This window comes from Phenylobacterium haematophilum, assembly GCF_014196295.1.
Taxonomy (GTDB): domain Bacteria; phylum Pseudomonadota; class Alphaproteobacteria; order Caulobacterales; family Caulobacteraceae; genus Phenylobacterium; species Phenylobacterium haematophilum.
The window spans coordinates 170,065-187,598 of the sequence record NZ_JACIDK010000004.1; the positions used below are offsets into that span (position 1 = coordinate 170,065).

Annotated in this window: 16 protein-coding genes; 8 read left to right on the forward strand and 8 right to left on the reverse strand. The window is 67.4% G+C overall.

The features are described from left to right. Positions 1–67: 67 nt before the first annotated feature. The gene (locus GGQ61_RS14955; RefSeq protein ID WP_183774285.1) at positions 68–1,015 is read right to left on the reverse strand and encodes a LysR family transcriptional regulator; all 948 of its coding nucleotides are present in this window, start codon (positions 1,013–1,015) and stop codon (positions 68–70) included. A 150-nt stretch (positions 1,016–1,165) separates the two neighbouring features. Between GGQ61_RS14955 and GGQ61_RS14960 the strand changes: the two genes are divergently transcribed. From GGQ61_RS14960 to GGQ61_RS14970, 3 genes are read left to right on the forward strand one after another with little or no spacing between them, the layout of a single operon-like run. Further along, entirely contained in the window at positions 1,166–2,245 is a 1,080-nt protein-coding gene (locus GGQ61_RS14960; protein WP_183774287.1) for an HlyD family secretion protein, read from the forward strand. Beyond that, positions 2,242–3,774 (forward strand): DHA2 family efflux MFS transporter permease subunit, encoded by a 1,533-nt coding sequence (locus tag GGQ61_RS14965; protein ID WP_183774290.1) that lies wholly within the window; start codon positions 2,242–2,244, stop codon positions 3,772–3,774. The genes GGQ61_RS14960 and GGQ61_RS14965 overlap by 4 nt, the downstream gene beginning before the upstream one ends. Further along, a complete protein-coding gene (locus tag GGQ61_RS14970; RefSeq protein ID WP_246370941.1) occupies positions 3,758–5,221 on the forward strand; it encodes an efflux transporter outer membrane subunit in 1,464 nt (487 codons plus the stop codon). The genes GGQ61_RS14965 and GGQ61_RS14970 overlap by 17 nt, the downstream gene beginning before the upstream one ends. Before the next feature lie 36 nt (positions 5,222–5,257). On the opposite strand, the gene GGQ61_RS14975 is transcribed toward GGQ61_RS14970, so the two are convergent. After that, on the reverse strand, positions 5,258–5,785 hold the full coding sequence (locus GGQ61_RS14975; RefSeq protein WP_183774293.1) for a VOC family protein: 528 nt from the start codon (positions 5,783–5,785) through the stop codon (positions 5,258–5,260). A 187-nt stretch (positions 5,786–5,972) separates the two neighbouring features. Between GGQ61_RS14975 and GGQ61_RS14980 the strand changes: the two genes are divergently transcribed. Then, entirely contained in the window at positions 5,973–6,815 is an 843-nt protein-coding gene (locus GGQ61_RS14980; protein WP_221221057.1) for a class I SAM-dependent methyltransferase, read from the forward strand. Positions 6,816–6,847: 32 nt separating this feature from the next. Here the strand turns inward: GGQ61_RS14980 and GGQ61_RS14985 are convergent, their stop codons facing one another. Continuing rightward, complete coding sequence (locus GGQ61_RS14985) at positions 6,848–7,828, reverse strand: NAD(P)H-dependent flavin oxidoreductase (RefSeq protein ID WP_183774297.1); 981 nt, start codon at positions 7,826–7,828, stop codon at positions 6,848–6,850. Positions 7,829–7,942: 114 nt separating this feature from the next. On the opposite strand from GGQ61_RS14985, the gene GGQ61_RS22050 reads away from it, so the two are divergent. Further along, a complete protein-coding gene (locus GGQ61_RS22050) occupies positions 7,943–8,116 on the forward strand; it encodes a hypothetical protein (protein WP_221221058.1) in 174 nt (57 codons plus the stop codon). A gap of 109 nt (positions 8,117–8,225) precedes the next feature. Then, positions 8,226–9,008, forward strand: a complete 783-nt coding sequence (locus tag GGQ61_RS14995) for a DeoR/GlpR family DNA-binding transcription regulator (RefSeq protein WP_183774300.1) — start codon at positions 8,226–8,228, stop codon at positions 9,006–9,008. A 268-nt stretch (positions 9,009–9,276) separates the two neighbouring features. Here GGQ61_RS14995 and GGQ61_RS15000 read toward each other — a convergent pair whose 3' ends face one another. From GGQ61_RS15000 to GGQ61_RS15020, 5 genes are all read right to left on the reverse strand, one after another. Continuing rightward, positions 9,277–10,890, reverse strand: a complete 1,614-nt coding sequence (locus GGQ61_RS15000; RefSeq protein ID WP_183774303.1) for a long-chain fatty acid--CoA ligase — start codon at positions 10,888–10,890, stop codon at positions 9,277–9,279. A gap of 204 nt (positions 10,891–11,094) precedes the next feature. Further along, the gene (locus tag GGQ61_RS15005; protein ID WP_183774306.1) at positions 11,095–11,817 is read right to left on the reverse strand and encodes an ATP-binding cassette domain-containing protein; all 723 of its coding nucleotides are present in this window, start codon (positions 11,815–11,817) and stop codon (positions 11,095–11,097) included. Next, the gene (locus GGQ61_RS15010; RefSeq protein WP_183774309.1) at positions 11,814–13,019 is read right to left on the reverse strand and encodes an ABC transporter permease; all 1,206 of its coding nucleotides are present in this window, start codon (positions 13,017–13,019) and stop codon (positions 11,814–11,816) included. Before GGQ61_RS15010 ends, GGQ61_RS15005 begins: the two co-directional genes overlap by 4 nt. A 4-nt stretch (positions 13,020–13,023) precedes the next feature. Next, complete coding sequence (locus tag GGQ61_RS15015; protein ID WP_183774312.1) at positions 13,024–14,022, reverse strand: efflux RND transporter periplasmic adaptor subunit; 999 nt, start codon at positions 14,020–14,022, stop codon at positions 13,024–13,026. 183 nt (positions 14,023–14,205) lie between these two features. After that, a complete protein-coding gene (locus GGQ61_RS15020; protein WP_221221059.1) occupies positions 14,206–15,219 on the reverse strand; it encodes a hypothetical protein in 1,014 nt (337 codons plus the stop codon). 443 nt (positions 15,220–15,662) lie between these two features. Between GGQ61_RS15020 and GGQ61_RS15025 the strand changes: the two genes are divergently transcribed. Both GGQ61_RS15025 and GGQ61_RS15030 read left to right on the forward strand, forming a co-directional pair. Continuing rightward, positions 15,663–16,244: a hypothetical protein gene (locus GGQ61_RS15025; protein WP_183774318.1), complete on the forward strand. Its 582-nt coding sequence runs from the start codon at positions 15,663–15,665 to the stop codon at positions 16,242–16,244. 393 nt (positions 16,245–16,637) lie between these two features. Continuing rightward, complete coding sequence (locus GGQ61_RS15030) at positions 16,638–17,522, forward strand: LysR family transcriptional regulator (protein ID WP_183774321.1); 885 nt, start codon at positions 16,638–16,640, stop codon at positions 17,520–17,522. Positions 17,523–17,534: the final 12 nt, after the last annotated feature.

A 17,534-nucleotide genomic window follows, 5' to 3' on the forward strand; every position in this document is an offset into this window, starting at 1 on the left:
GCTCGTCCATAAGACGCAGCGGATCAAGGTGTCAGCACCGGACCGCGCGATCTAATCGTCGCGGCGCCTAGATCTTCCGCCCGACCTCGGTGATCAGGTCCAGAAGCCAGGCCACCGCGCCCCGCTCGCCGCGTCGCACCACCGCCCCCAGGGTGAACGGCGGCGAGGCCCCATCGGACTCGATCACGACCACCCGGCCGGCCTGCTCGGCCAGCATCGCGAGCCGCCGCGGCATCAGCGCCGCCACGTCCGTCTCCCCCACCATGACCAGGGCCGAATAGGCGTCGGGCACGCTGACCGGACTGTCGACCTCCCGCAGCGCCACCCCGCCCAGGGCATAGGAGTCGTGCCAGTTGGACAGCCGCTGCAGGCCCAGTCCCCGTCCCCGGGGCGGTTCGCGCGGCTCGACCCCCGAGATCAGCAGCCGCGGCAGCTTGGCCAGCACCTCGTCGGATATTCCGGGCGACAGCGCCGGATGCCCGGTGCGGATCACCCAGACCCCGGTCTCGTCGAACAGCGGAACATGCTCGAACCGGTCGTCGACATGGTCGAAAGCGCCGATCACCACGTCCAGCCGTCCGCGGTCGAGATCGTCCACCACGTTCGAGGTCGGCGACACCAGATGCAACTTGGCGCCAGGGGCCTCGGCCAGGACCCGGCGCACCACCGCCGGCATGATCACCGAACTGGCGTAGGGACTGGCGGCGACATGGAACAGTCGATCGGTCGTCGCCGGATCGAACCGGTTCGGCGAGACGGCGTCCTCCAGCATCTTCAGGGCCGCGCCGATCGCCGGCGCCATCTCCAAGGCGCGCGGGGTCGCCTGCAGGCCCGACGCGCCGCGCTCGAACAGCTCGTCGCCCAGCGAGGCGCGCAACCGTCCCAGCGCATGGCTGACCGCCGACTGTGTCAGGCCCAGCCGCTCGCCCGCCCGGGTGGCGCTCTGCTCTTCGAGCAGGGCCTGGAAGACCCTGAGCAGGTTCAGGTCCAGCGTATTGAAATGCAGATCATTCATATCTGAAGTGCCAAACTATCATTTGGCTCATGAGATGTGGAGGCATATCTGCCGCGCTCCAGGTTGGGCCTCCCCGCCCTCCTCTAATGACAAGTCAGAACCCTGCGCGGACGGCGATCAACCGGCCGCGCACAGACGTTGGAGCAGCGCGTGAGCGACGCGGAAGGCTATCAGGCGATCGCCGAGGCCGAACAGGAAGCGGCCAGCCAAAGGCCGCCGGAACGCACCCTTGGCCAGAAACTGCGGCTACCGCTGATGATCGGCGGACCGGTCTTAGTGCTGGCCGCGGTCGGGTACTTCGTGCTGACGGGCGGGCGGTTCGAGACCACCGACAACGCCTACGTCCAGACCGCCCGCACAGCGATCAGCCCCAGCATCGACGGGCGGGTCATCGAGGTCGACGTCAAGGAGAACCAGAAGGTCCGCAAGGGCGAGGTGCTCTTCAAGCTCGACCCGGCCGACTATCAGGTCGCCGTCGCCCAGGCCGAGGCCGCCCTCGCCGCCGCCCGCTTCGAAGTCGAGAGCACGCAGGGCGTCTACGCCCAGCGCCGCGCCGACCTCGCCGCCGCCCAGGAGCGGGTCAGCTACACCGAGCGCGAGGCCGTCCGCCAGAAGGGCCTGGCCGCCGCCGGCGTCTCGACCCAGGCCCAGGCCGACCAGGCCGCCCACGAGGCCGAGCAGGCCCGCCGCCAGGTAGCGGTCGTGCGTCAGCAGATGGCCTCGGCCCTCGCCGACATCGGCGGCCGCGCCGGCGCCTCGCCGGACGAGCACCCCAAGGTGCTGCAGGCCAAGGCTGAGCTGGAACGCGCGCGCCTGAATCTCTCCTACACGACCGTGGTGGCCCCGGCCGACGGCGTCGTCGCCAAGGTCGAACAGCTCCAGGCCGGCAACCGCGTCGCCACCGCCCAGACCCTGTTCTGGCTGATTTCCGGCACGCCCTGGATCGAGGCCAACTTCAAGGAAGACCAACTCGCGCACATGCGGGTCGGCCAGCCGGCCACCGTCAAGGTCGACGCCTACGACCGTGAACTGAAGGCCCATGTGGCCAGCTTCAGCCCCGGCACGGGCTCCAGCTTCGCGCTGCTGCCGGCCGAAAACGCCACCGGCAACTGGGTCAAGGTCGTCCAGCGCCTACCCGTGCGTCTCGCGCTCGACGAGGCCGCCCCGAATCTCAGCGGCGGGCTGAGCGCCACCGCCAAGGTCGACGTCCGCTCGGCGCTCGGGAAATGACCGACTCCGCCGCCAACAAGGGCGATGGCGCCAACGTGGCGGCGATCACCATCTCCGTCATGCTGGCGACGGTGATGAACTCGCTGGACACGACGATCGCCAACGTCGCCCTGCCGCACATCCAGGGCAGCGTCTCGGCCTCGGCCGACCAGATCACCTGGGTCCTGACCTCCTACATCGTCGCGGCCACGATCATGACGCCGCTGACCGGCTTCCTGTCCGACCGGCTTGGCCGCAAGACCGTGTTCCTGGTCTCGATCGCCGGCTTCACCGTCGCCTCGATGCTCTGCGGCATCGCCGGCAACCTCGTCGAGATCGTGCTCTTCCGCCTGCTCCAGGGCCTGTTCGGCGCCGCCCTGATCCCGTTGTCGCAAGCGGTTCTGCTCGACATCAACCCGCCCGAGAAGCACGGCCAGGCCATGGCCGTCTGGGGCGCAGGCGCGGTGCTCGGCCCGATCCTCGGCCCGGCGCTCGGCGGCTGGCTGACCGACAATCTCGACTGGCGCTGGGTGTTCTTCATCAACTTGCCGATCGGCATCCTCGCGTTCGCCGGCGTCTTCCTGTTCCTCTCCGAAAAGAAGAGCGCCGAGAAGCGGCCGTTCGACGCCATCGGCTTCGCCACCCTGGCCCTGGCCATCGGGGCCTTCCAGATGATGCTCGACCGCGGTCCGGGCCAGGACTGGTTCGGCTCGGCCGAGATCTGGACCTATCTGGTCGTGGCGATCATCGCGGTCTGGATGTTCGTCGTGCAGATGGCCACTGCGTCCAAGCCGTTCGTGGCCCGTGCGCTGATCGCCGACGCCAACTTCGTCACCTGCTGCGTGTTCGGTTTCTTCATCGGCATCCTGCTCTATTCGACCCTGGCCCTGCTGCCGCCGATGATGCAGACCCTGCTCGGCTATCCCGTGGCCTTCACGGGCCTCGTCAGCATGCCGCGCGGCATCGGCTCGTTCATCGCCATGTTCGCAGTCGGCCAGCTCATCGGCCGCGTGAACATCAAGCTGATCCTGCTGGCCGGCCTCTCGATCAGCGCGATCTCGCTCTGGCAGATGACCCACTTCAGCCTGGGCATGGACACCCACCTGATCATCGTGTCGGGCTTCCTGTCGGGGGTCGGCACGGGCCTGATCTTCGTGCCGCTGTCGACCATCGCCTTCGCCACCGTGCGGCCTGAGCACCGGGCCGAGGGCGCCGGCCTCTTCACCCTGATCCGCAACATCGGCTCGGCGGCCGGCATCTCGATCATGCAGGCGCGCTTCGTCAGCGGCATCGAGGTGCACCATGCGACCCTCGTCGAGCACGCCCGGCCGGACAACCCGCTGTACCAGGCCTACGCGCCGCTCGCCTTCCACACCCAGAGCGCCATCGCCGGCCTCAACGCCATGATCACCCGCCAGGCCTCGATGCTGTCCTACATCGACGACTTCCGGCTGATGCTGGGCATCACCATCCTCTGCGCGCCGCTGATCCTGCTGATGCGCTCCCCCAAGACCAAGACCGAGACGGACCACCATGTCGCTGTCGACTAGTTCCCGCCCGCGCGCCCTGCTCGGCGCGAGCCTCTCCATCCTGCTGACCGCCTGCGCGACCGTCGGCCCCGACTTCAAGTCGCCGAAAGCGCCGACCGCCGGCGGCTACGCCATGGCCGGCGACGCCGCGCCCCAGGCCGCGAGGCTCGACCCGGCCGCCGCCGCCAGCGGCCCCTGGTGGGGTGCGCTCGGCTCGCCTGAGCTCGACGCCGTCATCCGCCAGGCCCTGGCCGGCAGCCCGACCCTGGCCGAGGCCGACGCCACCCTGCGCCAGGCGCGCTCGGCGCTCGCCCAGGCCCGCGGCGAGGCCGGCCCCCAGGCCGACCTCAACGCCGGCCTGCACCGCGAGCGCGCCAATCTCCAGGCCTTCGGCTTCACCGGCTTCGGCGACGTGCAGCTGGAGAACCCGACCTTCACACTCTACTCGGTCGGCGGCGGCGTCGGCTACGACCTCGACCTGTTCGGCGGCGAGCGCCGCCGCGTCGAGGGCGCGGCCGCCCGCGCCGAGGCCCAGGCGCGCCGCGCCGAGGCCGCCTATCTCACCCTCACCGCCAACGTCGCGCTGCAGGCGGTGACCATCGCCACCCTCCAGGCCCAGATCGACGCCACCGAGCAGATGATCGCCGCCGACCAAGCCAATGTCGAACTGGTGCGCAAGGCCAACGAACTCGGGGGCTCGACCAGCACCGCCCGCGTCGCCGCCCAGAGCCAGCTCGAACAGGACCGCACCCTGCTGCCGCCGCTGCGCGCCCAGCTCGCCGCCGCCCGCCACGCCCTGGCCGTGCTGGTCGGCCAAGCGCCGGCCGACTGGACCGCCCCGGACTTTCAGCTGATGCACCTGACGCTCGCCGCGCCCATCCCGGTGGCCCTGCCCTCCGAGCTCGTTCACCGCCGGCCCGACATCCTCGCCGCCGAGGCGGACCTGCACGCGGCCACCGCCGACATCGGCGTGGCGACCGCCGATCTCTATCCCAAGCTCCAACTGACCTCCTCGATCACCCAGGGTTCGCTGAAGGGCGCCAACCTGTTCGGCTACGGCGCCACCGGCTGGGACATCGGCGCCGGGCTCACCGCTCCGCTGTTCAACGGCGGCGCGCTGAAGGCCCGCCGTCAGCAGGCGCGCGAAGCGGCCGGCGCCGCCTCGGCACGCTACCAGCAGACCGTGCTCACCGCCTTCGCCCAGGTCGCCGACGCGCTCACCGCGCTTTCTGCCGACGAGGACTCGCGCGCCGCGCACCAGCGCAGCCTGGATCAAGCCGACGAGAACCTGCGCCTGACCAAGGTCGCCTACGAACGCGGCGGCGGGGCCTTCCTTGACGTGCTCGACGCTCAGCGCCGGGTGAACGAGAACCGCGCATCCCTCGCCCGCGCCGAAGGGCAGCGCCTGGCTGACGCCGTGCGCCTGTTCGCGGCGACCGGCGCCGACTGGCGAGCCGCCGGCGGCTGAGTCCGGTTAGCGGCTCGCCCGCGCCGTCCGGCCCTCTTACTTGAACGTGCGGATCGGATCGCCGCCGTCCCATCCTTCGGCCGCCTTGCGGATATGTTCGAAGGTGCGGCCCTTCGTGCCGCTAATGTCCGAGATTTCGACGATCGTGCCTGGATGCGCCTGCGTGTCGAAATAGGCGAAGCGCCCCTTTTCGCCGCCAATCGCGCCCTCGTGGCCGACCACGTAGCCGAGCGACAGCGCCTTGTCGTAGAGCCCCTGATAGTCGTGGGTCCAATAGGACATGTGCTGCAGGCCCTCGAGCCCGGCGTCCAAAAACTCCTTGTACATCGACGGCGCATCGTTGCGCTGCTGGATCAGCTCGATCTGCAAATCGCCCGAGTTCGCCAGGGCGATGGACATCTTCACGTCGGAGTCGATCCCGCGGTGCTTGAACCAGTCGGTCTTGACGTCTTCGATATAGAACCAGGGGCCCACGCCCATCACGTCGATCCAGTGCGCCATCGCCGCTTGGATATCGCGCACGACGTAGCCGTTCTGGCAGACCTTCCCGAAGATCCGGCTCATGGCTTCCCCCTGCATTTACGAAAGCCGTAACGAAGGTTCGTTCGCACGACAAGGATGGGCGCGGCCCATTCGTCCCGCGCCTCATGAGGCTGAGGATCGCCCTCGCCAACGCGAGCTTCGTCGACAACTTCCTGCGCTGTTCGCACCTGCGGAGCACGCCTGATGGCGTCAGCGCGCAGAAGATAGTATGGAGAACGATGTTATCTCGGAGCTTTACAAGATGAATGCAAACAAGGCTCTGTGGGAAAAGGGCGACTTCACGCGCCTAGCCTCCACCATGCGCGAGAGCGGCGAAGAAATAGTCGCCAGCCTGGACGTCGAGGCGGGGATGGACGTCCTCGACCTCGGCTGTGGCGACGGCACCACCGCCCTGCCCTCGGCCCAGCGCGGCGCGAATGTGCTTGGCGTCGACATCGCCTCCAACCTGGTCGCGGCCGGCCGCGAGCGGGCCAAGGCGGCCGGTCTGTCGAACCTGCGCTTCGAGGAAGGCGACGCATCAAACCTCGAAGGGATCGCCGACGACAGCTTCGACCTGGTGGTCAGCATGTTCGGGGCGATGTTCGCCCCGCGACCGTTCGATGTCGCGCGCGAGATGGTCCGCGTCACCCGCCCGGGCGGCCGAATCGTCATGGGCAACTGGATTCCCGGCGACCCGACCCTGATCGCCAAGATACTTCAGACCAGCGCCGCCTACACCCCGCCGCCGCCGGAAGGCTTTATCAGCCCGGTCACCTGGGGACTCGAGGACAACGTGCGCGACCGCTTCGGCCAGGCCGGCGTCCCCGCTGACCGAATCCAATGCGAGCGGGCGACCTACACGTTCCGTCACCCGGGGCCGCCCGACAGCTTCCTGGCCGTGTTCCGCGACTACTACGGGCCGACCATGAACGCCTTCGCGGCCGCCAAGGACGACGGCCGGGAGGCGCAGCTTCAGTCGGAGCTGTCGGCCTTGTTCGAAAGCCAGAACCGCGGCGACGCCGGACGGACCGAGATCCCCGCCACCTTCCTCAAGGTGACGGTGACCCCCTAGGCCGGCCCGACGGTCCGCGGCGCCGTCTCCGCCTACGCAGCCTGGAGACGGCGCGCGCTGCGCTCGAGCACCTGTTCGGCTTGCCCCATGATGTTGCGCACCATCTCGGCGACGGTGGGGATGTCGTGGATCAGGCCCTGGCTCTGGCCGACGGTCCAGATGCCGTCGTCGGTATCGCCCTTGCCCATGACGTTGGTGCGGCCACGGACGCCGGCGACCAGGTGGCGCACGTCCTCGATGGTCTTGGTCGGGTCCTGCTGGATGCGCACGACCTCCTCGGACACCGCATTACGCGCCACGCGGCTAGTGTTGCGCAGCGTGCGGTTGGTCAGCAGCGTGTCCCGCTCGGTGTTCTCGACGATCTTCTTCTTCACGTTCTCATGGATGGCGCACTCCTGGGTGGCCATGAAGCGCGTCCCCATGTTGACGCCCTCGGCGCCCAGCGCCAGCGCGGCGGCCAGGCTGCGGCCGTCGGCCATGCCGCCCGAGGCGATGACCGGGATATCGACCGCATCGACCGTCGCCGGCAGGAGCACCACCAGGCCGACGTCGTCCTCACCCGGGTGACCGGCGCACTCGAAGCCGTCGATCGAGATTACGTCCACGCCATGCTTGGCGGCGGTGACGGCGTGACGGACCGAAGTGCACTTGTGGATCACCTTAACGCCCGCCTCCTTAAAGGCCGGCAGGTGGTCGGTCGGATTGCGCCCGGCGGTCTCGACGATCTTGATCCCGGATTCGATGATCGCGTGGCGGTACTCGTCGTAGGGGATGGGATTGAGCGACGGCAACAGGGTCAGGTTGATCCCGAACGGCTTGTCGGTCAGGTCCTTACAGCGCTTGATTTCCTCCCATAGCGCCTCGGCGGTCGGCGAGTGGTGCGCGGTGATGAAGCCCAGCGCCCCGGCGTTGGCCACGGCGGCCACCAGCGGCGCATAGCCCACCCCGGTCATGCCCCCCATGATAAGCGGCGTCTCGACGCCGAACATCTCGGTAATGCGGGTCTTGATCATGGCGCTCCTCCCTGTTTCGCCTGTTCGTTGACCTCAAGCCCTAGAGGAAGCTGGGCTCGGGGCCAAGGCGGCAAGCGTCGACCAGTCGCACAACCTCACGACCCGATCGAGAGAATGCTGGCCTCGGCCGAGGCGATCGTCGGCGCCTATGCCAAGGCTCTGCTGGTCGACCGCGCAGCGCTGAAGGAGGCTCGGGAGGCCGACGACGTCATGATGGCCTTCCAGACCCCGTGCGGAGCCCATCGCACGCGGCCGCAGGGCCGAGGAACGCCGCGCCCGTGGGGCTAGGCGCGGACATCGTGTGAACATGACGACGCATTATGATTGAAATTGCTTGCTTGTTCGGGCCCCGGCGGAAAGAAGTGGGTTGCCCGTCTGAAGGGGGAGTATCTACCCAATGCACGCCACGGAGCGCGAGCGGCTGATCCTGGAGCTGATGCAGCCGCGAGGCTTTGCGTCCTACCAGGAGTTCATCGCCAACCTCGACGCCTCGCCGGCCACCATTCGCCGCGACCTCGAACGCATGGCCCAGGAAGGTCAGCTCGTCCGCGTGCGCGGCGGAGCCAAGTTGCCCGGCCAGCCCGGCGGTGGGGGCGCGGTGCCGATGCTCAGCGGCGTGCCGTTCCACGCGAACATCTGCCACCACCGCAGTGAAAAGGCGGCTATCGGCAAGGCCGCGGCCGCGCTCTGCGCGCCCGGCGAGGCGGTGATGATCGACGGCGGCTCGACGACCCTGCAGATGTGCCCGCACATAGAGGGCCTCCACCTGCAGGTGCTGACCAACTCGCTGCATATTGTCGACGCCCTGCTGCCGCAGCAGGAAACCCGCGTGCTGGTCCCAGCAGGCTCGGTGTTCCGCGAGCAGAACATCATCCTGTCGGCGGCGGGCGAAGAGAGCATGCCCCGCTTCCATGCGCCGAAGCTGTTCATGGGTGCGGCGGCTGTCGGCCCGCACGGCATCATGCAAGCCGACGTCGTGTTGGTCGCCGCCGAGCGCCGCCTCATCGAGCGCGCCGAGCAGATCGTCCTGCTGGTCGACAGCTCTAAGTTCCGCGGTCCGTCGGGCAATGTCGTCTGCGGCCTGGAAGAGATCGACATCGTCATCACCGACTCCGGCGTCACCGACGACGAGCGCCGCATCGTCGAAAAGGCCGGCGTCCAGTTGATTATCGCCGAATGAGGCCGTCCCACGCAGGGGGCGGCCCTTTGCATCAGCGCGCCTTCAGAAACCCGGCAGGCCTCCGGCAGCCACGCCTCGACATTGATCAGCGAGCCGGCCGCCGGCGAGGTCTGCGCTTTCACCCGGCAGAGCGCGGCCGCCGGTCTATTGGCCGACTAGGTCTTCGCACCGGGGCCTGCGCCTGGGCGAGCGGCCAGAGCGCCGCGGCGGCCCCGAGCGCACCGGCGCCCAGGCGAAGGGCCGTCTTCATGCGCGCGCCGCAGAACTGTCAGGATTCCTTGTTGGTCAGGTGCTCGCGGTAGGCATCGCGCAGCACCTTCTTGTCGATCTTGCCGGTCGCGGTCAGCGGCACCCGTGCGAACACCACGTCGTCCGGCGTCCACCACTTGGCGATCCGCGGCGCCAGATACTCGCGCATCTGGTCGGCGGTGACCTCGGCGCCGTCATGGGCCTCGACGACCAGGATCGGCCGCTCCTCCCACTTGGGATGATGCACGCCGACCACCGCAGCGATCTTCACGCCCGGACAGCCGACGGCGACGTTCTCCAGGTCGATAGAGCTGATCCACTCGCCGCCCGACTTGATGACGTCCTTGGTGCGGTCGGTGATCCGCATGAAGCCTTTGGCGTCGATGGTCGCCACGTCGCCGGTGTCGAACCAGCCGTCCGGCCCGGCCGCATCATGATCCTGGCGGAAGTAGCGCTGCACCACCCAGGGGCCGCGCACCTGCAGCGCGCCGGGCGTCTCGCCATCCCAGGCCAGCACCTGCCCTTCTTCGTCGACGATGCGCAGCTCGACGCCGTACTGCAGGCGGCCCTGCCGCGACCAGATGGTCTCGAGCATCTCCTCCTCGCCCAGCTCGGCCAGGGCCGGCGTCGGCGAGGAGATGACGCCCATCGGCGCGGTCTCGGTCATGCCCCAGATCTGCAGGGTGTCGACGCCGTAGCGGCTCTTCAGCGCCTCGGCCATGGCGCGCGGCACGGCCGACCCGCCGATCATCACCCGCTTCAGCGCGCCGGGCGCCTCGCCGGTCTGTTCCAGGTGCGCCAGATACATGGTCCAGATGGTCGGCACGCCGCCGGTAAAGGTCACGCCCTCGCCGGCGATCAGCTCCTGCAGGCTGGCGCCGTCCATCTTGTCGGCCGGCAGCACCAGCTTGGCCCCGCACATGGGGGCCACGAACGGCAGGCCCCAGGCGGTGGCGTGATAGAGCGACGAGCACGGCAGCACGACGTCGAACGCCGTGAACCCGAACGCCGCATTCAGTCCCGCGCCCATCGCATGCAGCACCACCGCGCGATGGGAATAGAGCACGCCCTTCGGATCGCCCGTCGTCCCTGACGTGTAGCAGAGGAAGGCGCCGGTGTTTTCGTCGAACACCGGCCAGTCGAAACCGTCCTCCTCCGCCGCGATCAGGTCCTCGTAGCAAAGCGCCCCGGCCATCGGTTCGGCCGTCAGGCTGACCAGCGTCCGCACCGTCGCCAGCTGCGGCGCGAGCCGCTCCACCACCGGCGCCAGGTTGCGCTCGAACAGCAGCACCGCGCTCTCGGCGTGATTGACGGTGTAGGCGATCTGCTCGTCGAACAGCCGCGGATTGGCCGTGTGCAGCACCGCGCCCAGGCCGGTCACCGCATAGAACAGCTCCAGGTGCCGATGGGTGTTCCAAGCCAGCGACGTCACCCGGTCGCCCGGCTTGACGCCCAGGCGCCGCAACGCCTTGGCCGCCCGCTCCACCCGCTTGGCGAAGCGCGCATAGTCATAGCGCCAGACCGGCTCATCGATCTGGCGCGAGACGATCTCGCGGCCGCCATGCGCCTGCTGCGCATACCGAAGAATGCTGGCGATCTGCAGCTGCGTCGGCTGCATGAGCCCGAGAACCATCGACGTTTTCTCCGCTGGCGCGCCGGCTGCATTGGCCGTGCGCATTTTTCTTCAGATGCAATCACTTCTAGTCACGAGTGGACCTAAGTTCAACATGGAACGGCCGCCCGCGCGAAAATCAGCTGCGACGGACCGTTAGTCGGTTTCGCCGCGCGGCGTGCGCGCCGTTGTCCGCCAGCAGAGATACGGCGACCTGCTCTGGGGTCAGGAAGAGGGCTGATCCGCCTGACTGGCGCCGTCGACCGCATCGTTTGAGATCAGCAGGCCATCGCTCAAGGTCAGGCGGCGCGTGCAGCGGGCGGCGACGCCCTCGTCATGAGTGCAGATCAGGAAGGTCGCCCCCTCCTCCCGGTTCACCTCTCGCATCAGGTCCAGAACACGCCCCGCCGACTCCCGATCCAGATTGCCCGTAGGCTCGTCGGCGATGATCAGATCCGGCCGGTTCATCAATGCGCGGGCGATGGCGACACGCTGCTTCTGCCCGCCCGACAGACGCGTGGCGGGATAGTCGATGCGATCCTTGAGCCCGACGCGCGCCAGCAGGTCGCGGGCGCGATCGCGCATCCCGCGCGAAATGCCGCCGGCAGGCGCCGCGGCTGGAAAGGCTACGTTCTCCATCGCTGTGAAATCGGGCAGCAGATGATGGAACTGGAAGACGAAGCCCAGCCGCTCGTTGCGGAACCGCGCCCGCCGGGCCTCTGAGAGTCCGTCGACCGCTTCGCCGCTGATCGACAGCGACCCGGCTGACTGACGCAACAGCAGACCGACGATCGAAAGCAGTGTGGACTTTCCAGAACCGGACGCCCCCAACAGGGCGACAAGTTCCCCCCTGTCCAGGTCCAGGTCGACACCTTTCAGCACCCGGGTCTCTTCCTCGCCGTTGCGGAAGACCTTTTCGATGCCTCGCGCCTGCAGCACGCGGGTCACTGCTGAATCGCCTCCAGCGGATCGACCCTGGATGCCGCACGGGCCGGCAGGATCGAGGCGATCACCGCGCCCAGAGTCGTCAGCACCAGCGCCGCGAGATAGCCGCCCTTCTCTGGCGCGATGGGCAGCGCCGAGGTTCCGTCGCCCCTAACAATTCCCTGCAGCCAGAGGCACAGCCCATAGCCGCTTGCGCAGCCGATCAGGGCCCCGCTCAGCCCGATGATCAGCCCCTGAAGCAGGAAGACCCACAGGATGAAGCTGCTTGGCAGACCGAAGGCGCGCATGATCCCGACCTCGCCGCGCCGCCGGTAGGCGGACAGCACCAGAGCGCTGGCCACGCCGATGACGATGGAGATCAGCGAAAAGAGCTGGATCAGCGTTCCCGTTTGTCCCTGCGCCCTCAGGGCGTCTTCCAGGCTCAGGTTCTTTTCCTGCCAGGGCGTGGCGCGCAGCCCCGTCGCATCGGCCAGGAAGCGTGCGACGGCTCGGGCCTCGCCCGGATTCTTCAGCTTCACCTCGATGTTTGTCACTCCCTCGGGCAGGAGGAACAGAGGGCGCGCCGTCTGCAAGGCCATGAAGGCCACACGTTCATCCAGGCTCTGCAGGCCAGTACGGAACACGCCCTTCACCCTGAGCTGCCGCTCCACCCCACGGTCGGTCCGCAGCAGGATCGGCTGCCCAGCGCTCAGGCCAAGACTTTCGGCCATGCGCACGCCGATCAGCAGGCCATCGGCGCCCAGATCGCCGTCGCCGCTCACGATCTTCGGCGTGATCTGGGAGATGGCGTCGATCCCAGCCGGATCCACGCCCAGGATCGATACCGACGCCACCGCTTCGCCCCTCACTAGGAAGGCGCTGCCCGAAATTTGGGGGCTTATGGCCGACACGGCGGGATCGGCCCGCAGCAGTTGCACGATCATCGGCCAGTCGCGGATCTGCTGGCGCTGGAAGGTCGAAACCAGGGCGACCGACTCAACCGGGATGTCCGGACCCGGGAGCACCCGCGCCACCCGCGTCGGTGGCTCCAGACTGATATGAGCACTATCGCCTGTGATCTGATCGGTCAGTCGATCGGCCAGGCCGGCGACGAGGGCGGTGATAAAGACGAAGACCGTCACCCCTAGCGCCACCCCGGCTATCAGCAGCAGGGTCTGACTTGGGTTCGACAGCAGATATCTACGGGCGACTGTAAAGGCGAACACGGGCTCAACCGCGCGACTTCGGCGACACCGGGCGGACGCGGGCGCCGACGCGCACCGAGGCGCTGTCCAGAACGACCCGCTCCCCCGCGGTCAGACCTCGCTCGATCACGGCGTTGGGCGTCGGCCAGCGCGCCAACACGACCGGACGCGCGCGCACGATATCGTCGTCATCGACAACATAGACCTTGGGCACGGCGGTCACGTCCGCGACGGCGCTGCGCGGCAGCACGATTGCGTCGGCGCGCTGGCCGACCACGATAGTCACATCGATGGAGCGACCAGGCGACGGGGACTGGTCCGCCTCGGGCGTCAGCTTCACCAGGCGACCGCCAGTGGCCGCATCGACCCGCGGCGAGACCTCCGTAACGCGAGCTGGAAATATGGTCGATGATCCGGACAAGGCCGCGCGGGCGCTCATGCCGGGGCGAAGCGCGTCGGCATAGGCTTCATCCACCTCGGCGTGGATCTCCACGCCTGTAGACGATCCCAGTTCGAAGAGGGTTTCGCCGGCCGCGACCACCTGGCCGTTGTCGATGGGCCGCACCAGCACCACCCCGCTCATCGGCGCCCGTATGACGAATTCCCGGGCCCGCTCGGCCGAGGCACGCACGGCGGCGGCGGCGGCGGCGGCGTTGGCCTCGGCTGCCTGCAGAGTGGTCCGGGCCGCGTCCAGCGCCGCCGCAGCGGCGAAGCCCCGCTCGCTCAGGGTTCTTGTTCGAGCAAACTTCAAGCGGGCGTCAGCGAGCTCGGCGCGAGCGGCGCGCTCACGCGCAAGATCAGCCTCGATCTGGGCCTGCTCCACAGTCGCAAGGATGACCGCCAGAGCCTCGCCGCTCGCAACACGATCGCCATCGTCATGCATCAGGCGCACCACCTGCCCCGGATTGGGCGAGGCGACCTGCACCAGATCTGAGGGCCTTGCCCGCCCAACGACCGAAAGCGAGAGCTCCACCTTCTGCGGCCGGATCGGCGCCACCGCGACTTCCATGGGACGGCGCCACATGACCACCGCCGTCACAACAAGGCCAACAAGAACGGCCGCGACGATGAGCTGCTTTGGATTGGGCCGCATAAGGTTCTCTGACAGTCGCGGTCGGCGACGAAACGGTAAACGGCAAGCCCGCAGGGCCGCAACGCCCCCGCCGAAAAGGGCCCCGGAGCCGATCATCGGCCCCGGGGCCTCGGCTTAGAAGGCGAACTTGGCCCGCACGGTGACGGGCACGTAGGTCCGTTCGCCGGCGCCGTTGATCGAAGATAGACCAAGGCCGCCGATGGCGCTGTCGTCGTCGCTGAGGCTGGAGATATAGCGAAGGCCCGTCTCGGCCTGCAGCGACAACCGATCATTGACAGCGTAGGACACGCCTACGTCCAGGCCGGCCGTCAAGCTGGTGGAGCTGTCGTAGAAGGGGACGTTGGCGATTGTGATGGCGGCGTCCGGAATCTCGAAAGTGGCGTTGATCTTGTCAGTGAAGACTGCGCCCAGGCGCCCGGCGACGTAAGGCTTCATCGCGCCCGCGCCGAAGTATTGCCGATATCCGGCTTCCAGGGCGTAGGCCTCATACTTGCCGAACGTTCCGTAGACCGGCAGCGTCGCGTTGAGCGCCGGCACAAAGGCGCCGCCCACCTGAACCTTCCCCTCGTCAGCCTGCATGTAGCGGAAAGCCCCGAAGACTTCGGCGTTATCGCTCATGCCATAGGCGAACTCGGCGCCCAGGTTCATCCCCTCTCCGTAGATGTCGTCGAAGCTGCGCGACTGGATTCGGAGCTCGGCGTTCACGCCAGCCAAGGCCGGGTTGAGCGGCCCTAGGTTTGGCACCGCAGCCGTCGCCCCGCCATGAACTTCGCCACTGGTCGGGAACTCGGCACCGCCTTCCAGGCTGAACGTCCAGCTGCCGGGCCCGGTCTGCGCCTGCGCGACTCCAGCCGCGCAGACCGCGACGACCGATGAAAACAAAATCGTCTTTAACATCTCATCCCTCATTTCTCGACGCCGATCGCGCTTCGCCAACCGCCCCGCTGCAAAGCGGGGTGGCGGCGCGAACGCGACCGCGGCCGATGTGCCAAGTGACTTCTCGCCGGTGCGCAACGCGGTTGCATTGTCAGGCACCGCTCCATTTACGCGGGACGCACGCAGGCAGATCAGTCCTCGCAAAAATCCTTCGCTTCCCCCCAAACCGGCCCCCGCAAGAAGGCGGATCATTCCCAAGGGGCGGAGGCTGACCCCGCAAAGTCCGCTCCCCAGACCGCAGCGATCGACCGCTCCGCCTTCTCCACGGGCGCAGGCAGATGGCGGACCATCAGCCGGTTTGTCAGTTGATCAAGCCGAAGTTGGTCCGGGCATCGGATGGGCTCCGAGCTCCGCCGCTCCAAGGAAATCCATCGCCTGGTGAAGGACGTCGACGTTTATGCCATGACGCCTAAGTGGTCGGCGACGTGAGGCCTCTGGCGCCGTGCTCAGAGCGCGATATTGGCTGAGACGGCTGTCGGCTCTTCTAGCTTCATCGTCACTATCGTCTTCTCCTTGGCGTGCGGCGAGGCGTTTGACCTCCATCAAGATCGGCTCGGATTAAAGGGTGTTGGCTTCGTTCAGGCGCGGCCCCGTGACCGGCCGACTGAGGATCAAACCCTTTCCGGAGCTATCGAATGCCTAGACAACACCGCTTCGTATTTGTGGCCCTTGTGGCGGCGGCCGCGCTCCCCGCCGCCTGCCAGCGCCAGGACGCTCGCCCCCCTCCGAAGGACGCAGCGGTCACGCGTACGGAAGCGAACCTCGCTCCAAAGGACGTCGCGCTCGCCGGCGCAGGGCGACACCAGCTCTGGCGCATTGAAGTGATGCAGAATGGACAACCGGCCCAGCCGCTTGAGATCTGCGCCGACCAGGCGATCGAGGCTTCTTTCAGCCGCCCGGTCCCAACGATAGAGGGCCGCGAATGCGTGCGGGTGGACGACCCGACAGACACCGGCGCGACCTACTCCGTCAGGTGCCGTATCGACGACCAGCTCTACCGCGTCGGATCCGTCACCAACGGTGATCGGGCCCGCGAGTTCACGGTCGAGATGGCGGTCAGCCGTCAGGATAAGAAAGGGCCAAGCTTCGAACAGGTCCGACGCTATACGCGGGTCGGAGCGTGTCCTGCCGGCTGGAAGATTGGCGACTCTGCCGCGCCCGGCCAGACGCAGGTCACCAATACGCTTTCGGGAGAAAAGCGGACCATCGCCCGATGACTGAAACCCTTGTTGCGGGGCAGGTGGCGTGCGTTTGAGCCGATCGTGGCGAAGGCAAGTCCTCGGCGCTTGGACACGGTCGTGGCGACGCTCGCTCTGCAATTCGGACGCGCGGGATATTCGAAGGCTCGAACGGGCGAACCGCGGGCGGAACGGTCGGCTGCGGCGGCTTATGGCATCTACGAAGAGCGACGGATGCGGGATCACGATCTGCGAGTAGAGGGTCGCTCTGCAGCCCACGAGGTTGGTGAGCGGCTCAGCGCAGCCACCAAGCCGGGCCGGGTCGCAAGTTGTCTCCTGGATGGGAAGGCGACCTGACTCGAGACCATGATCGCGCGCACGCGGAAGTTCATTGTTTGAATGGCATTGTTCGCTTTCATAGAATTAGAACCAATGGCGCAGCTGAACTACAATCACCTTCGGTACTTTTGGATGATTGCTCACGAGGGCGGGCTCACCCGCGCCGCGGCCCGTTTGAACGTGACCCCGTCAGCGCTCTCGGTTCAGTTGCAGAAGCTTGAGCGACAGGTAGGTCACCCGCTCTTTGATCGCGTCGGTAAAAAACTCAGGCTCACCGAGGCGGGGCGTGTGGCGCTCGACTACGCCGATACCGTCTTCAAGACGGGCGATGAGCTTTTGAATACGCTGCGCGGCCGCTCCGATCTGGAGCGGAAAGCCCTTCGGGTCGGGGCGATCCCCACCATGTCACGCAACTTCCAGTTGGAGTTCCTGCGCCCTCTGATCGGTCGAGAGGACATCGAGCTCGTGGTCCGCTCCGGCTCACTGCGCGATTTGCTGCACGACCTGGATGCGCTGGTGATCGATGTCGTGCTGTCCAACAGCCCGGCGCCTCAGGATGCTCGGTCCGCCCTGCGAAGCCGGCTGCTCAAAGAAGAGCCGGTGGCGATCGTCGGGCGACCGGGACTGGGGCCCTTCAGGTTTCCCATGGACCTGGACGGAGCGCCGATCCTGCTCCCTAGTCTGGGAAGCGAATTGCGCACGGCCTTCGACCGCCTAATCGATCTGGCCGCAGTGCGGCCTGTCATAATGGCCGAAGTCGACGACATGGCCATGCTACGCCTGCTGGCGCGCGAGCGCCGCGCTTACGCGCTGGTCCCCCCTATTGTGGTTCGGGACGAACTCGAAAACGGACTGCTTGAAGAGTTGCACCGTATCGATGGGTTAGCCGAGCGATTTTACGCGATCTTGCAGGATCGGCAGTTCCCCAACGCACTTCTGCAAGACTTGATGCCGTCCTCAGGGCTCAGAGCTGATTAGCACATTCCCGCT

Coding starts and splice junctions, on each gene's coding strand:
- GGQ61_RS15000 (WP_183774303.1), bottom strand. CDS start 10,890: ATGGTTCTCGGGCTCATGCAGCCGACGCAGCTGCAGATCGCCAGCATT.
- GGQ61_RS15015 (WP_183774312.1), bottom strand. CDS start 14,022: ATGTGGCGCCGTCCCATGGAAGTCGCGGTGGCGCCGATCCGGCCGCAG.
- GGQ61_RS15020 (WP_221221059.1), bottom strand. CDS start 15,219: ATGATCCGCCTTCTTGCGGGGGCCGGTTTGGGGGGAAGCGAAGGATTT.
- GGQ61_RS14955 (WP_183774285.1), bottom strand. CDS start 1,015: ATGAATGATCTGCATTTCAATACGCTGGACCTGAACCTGCTCAGGGTC.
- GGQ61_RS14965 (WP_183774290.1), top strand. CDS start 2,242: ATGACCGACTCCGCCGCCAACAAGGGCGATGGCGCCAACGTGGCGGCG.
- GGQ61_RS14985 (WP_183774297.1), bottom strand. CDS start 7,828: ATGATCAAGACCCGCATTACCGAGATGTTCGGCGTCGAGACGCCGCTT.
- GGQ61_RS14980 (WP_221221057.1), top strand. CDS start 5,973: ATGGAGAACGATGTTATCTCGGAGCTTTACAAGATGAATGCAAACAAG.
- GGQ61_RS14970 (WP_246370941.1), top strand. CDS start 3,758: ATGTCGCTGTCGACTAGTTCCCGCCCGCGCGCCCTGCTCGGCGCGAGC.
- GGQ61_RS22050 (WP_221221058.1), top strand. CDS start 7,943: ATGCTGGCCTCGGCCGAGGCGATCGTCGGCGCCTATGCCAAGGCTCTG.
- GGQ61_RS14995 (WP_183774300.1), top strand. CDS start 8,226: ATGCACGCCACGGAGCGCGAGCGGCTGATCCTGGAGCTGATGCAGCCG.
- GGQ61_RS14975 (WP_183774293.1), bottom strand. CDS start 5,785: ATGAGCCGGATCTTCGGGAAGGTCTGCCAGAACGGCTACGTCGTGCGC.
- GGQ61_RS15030 (WP_183774321.1), top strand. CDS start 16,638: ATGGCGCAGCTGAACTACAATCACCTTCGGTACTTTTGGATGATTGCT.
- GGQ61_RS15025 (WP_183774318.1), top strand. CDS start 15,663: ATGCCTAGACAACACCGCTTCGTATTTGTGGCCCTTGTGGCGGCGGCC.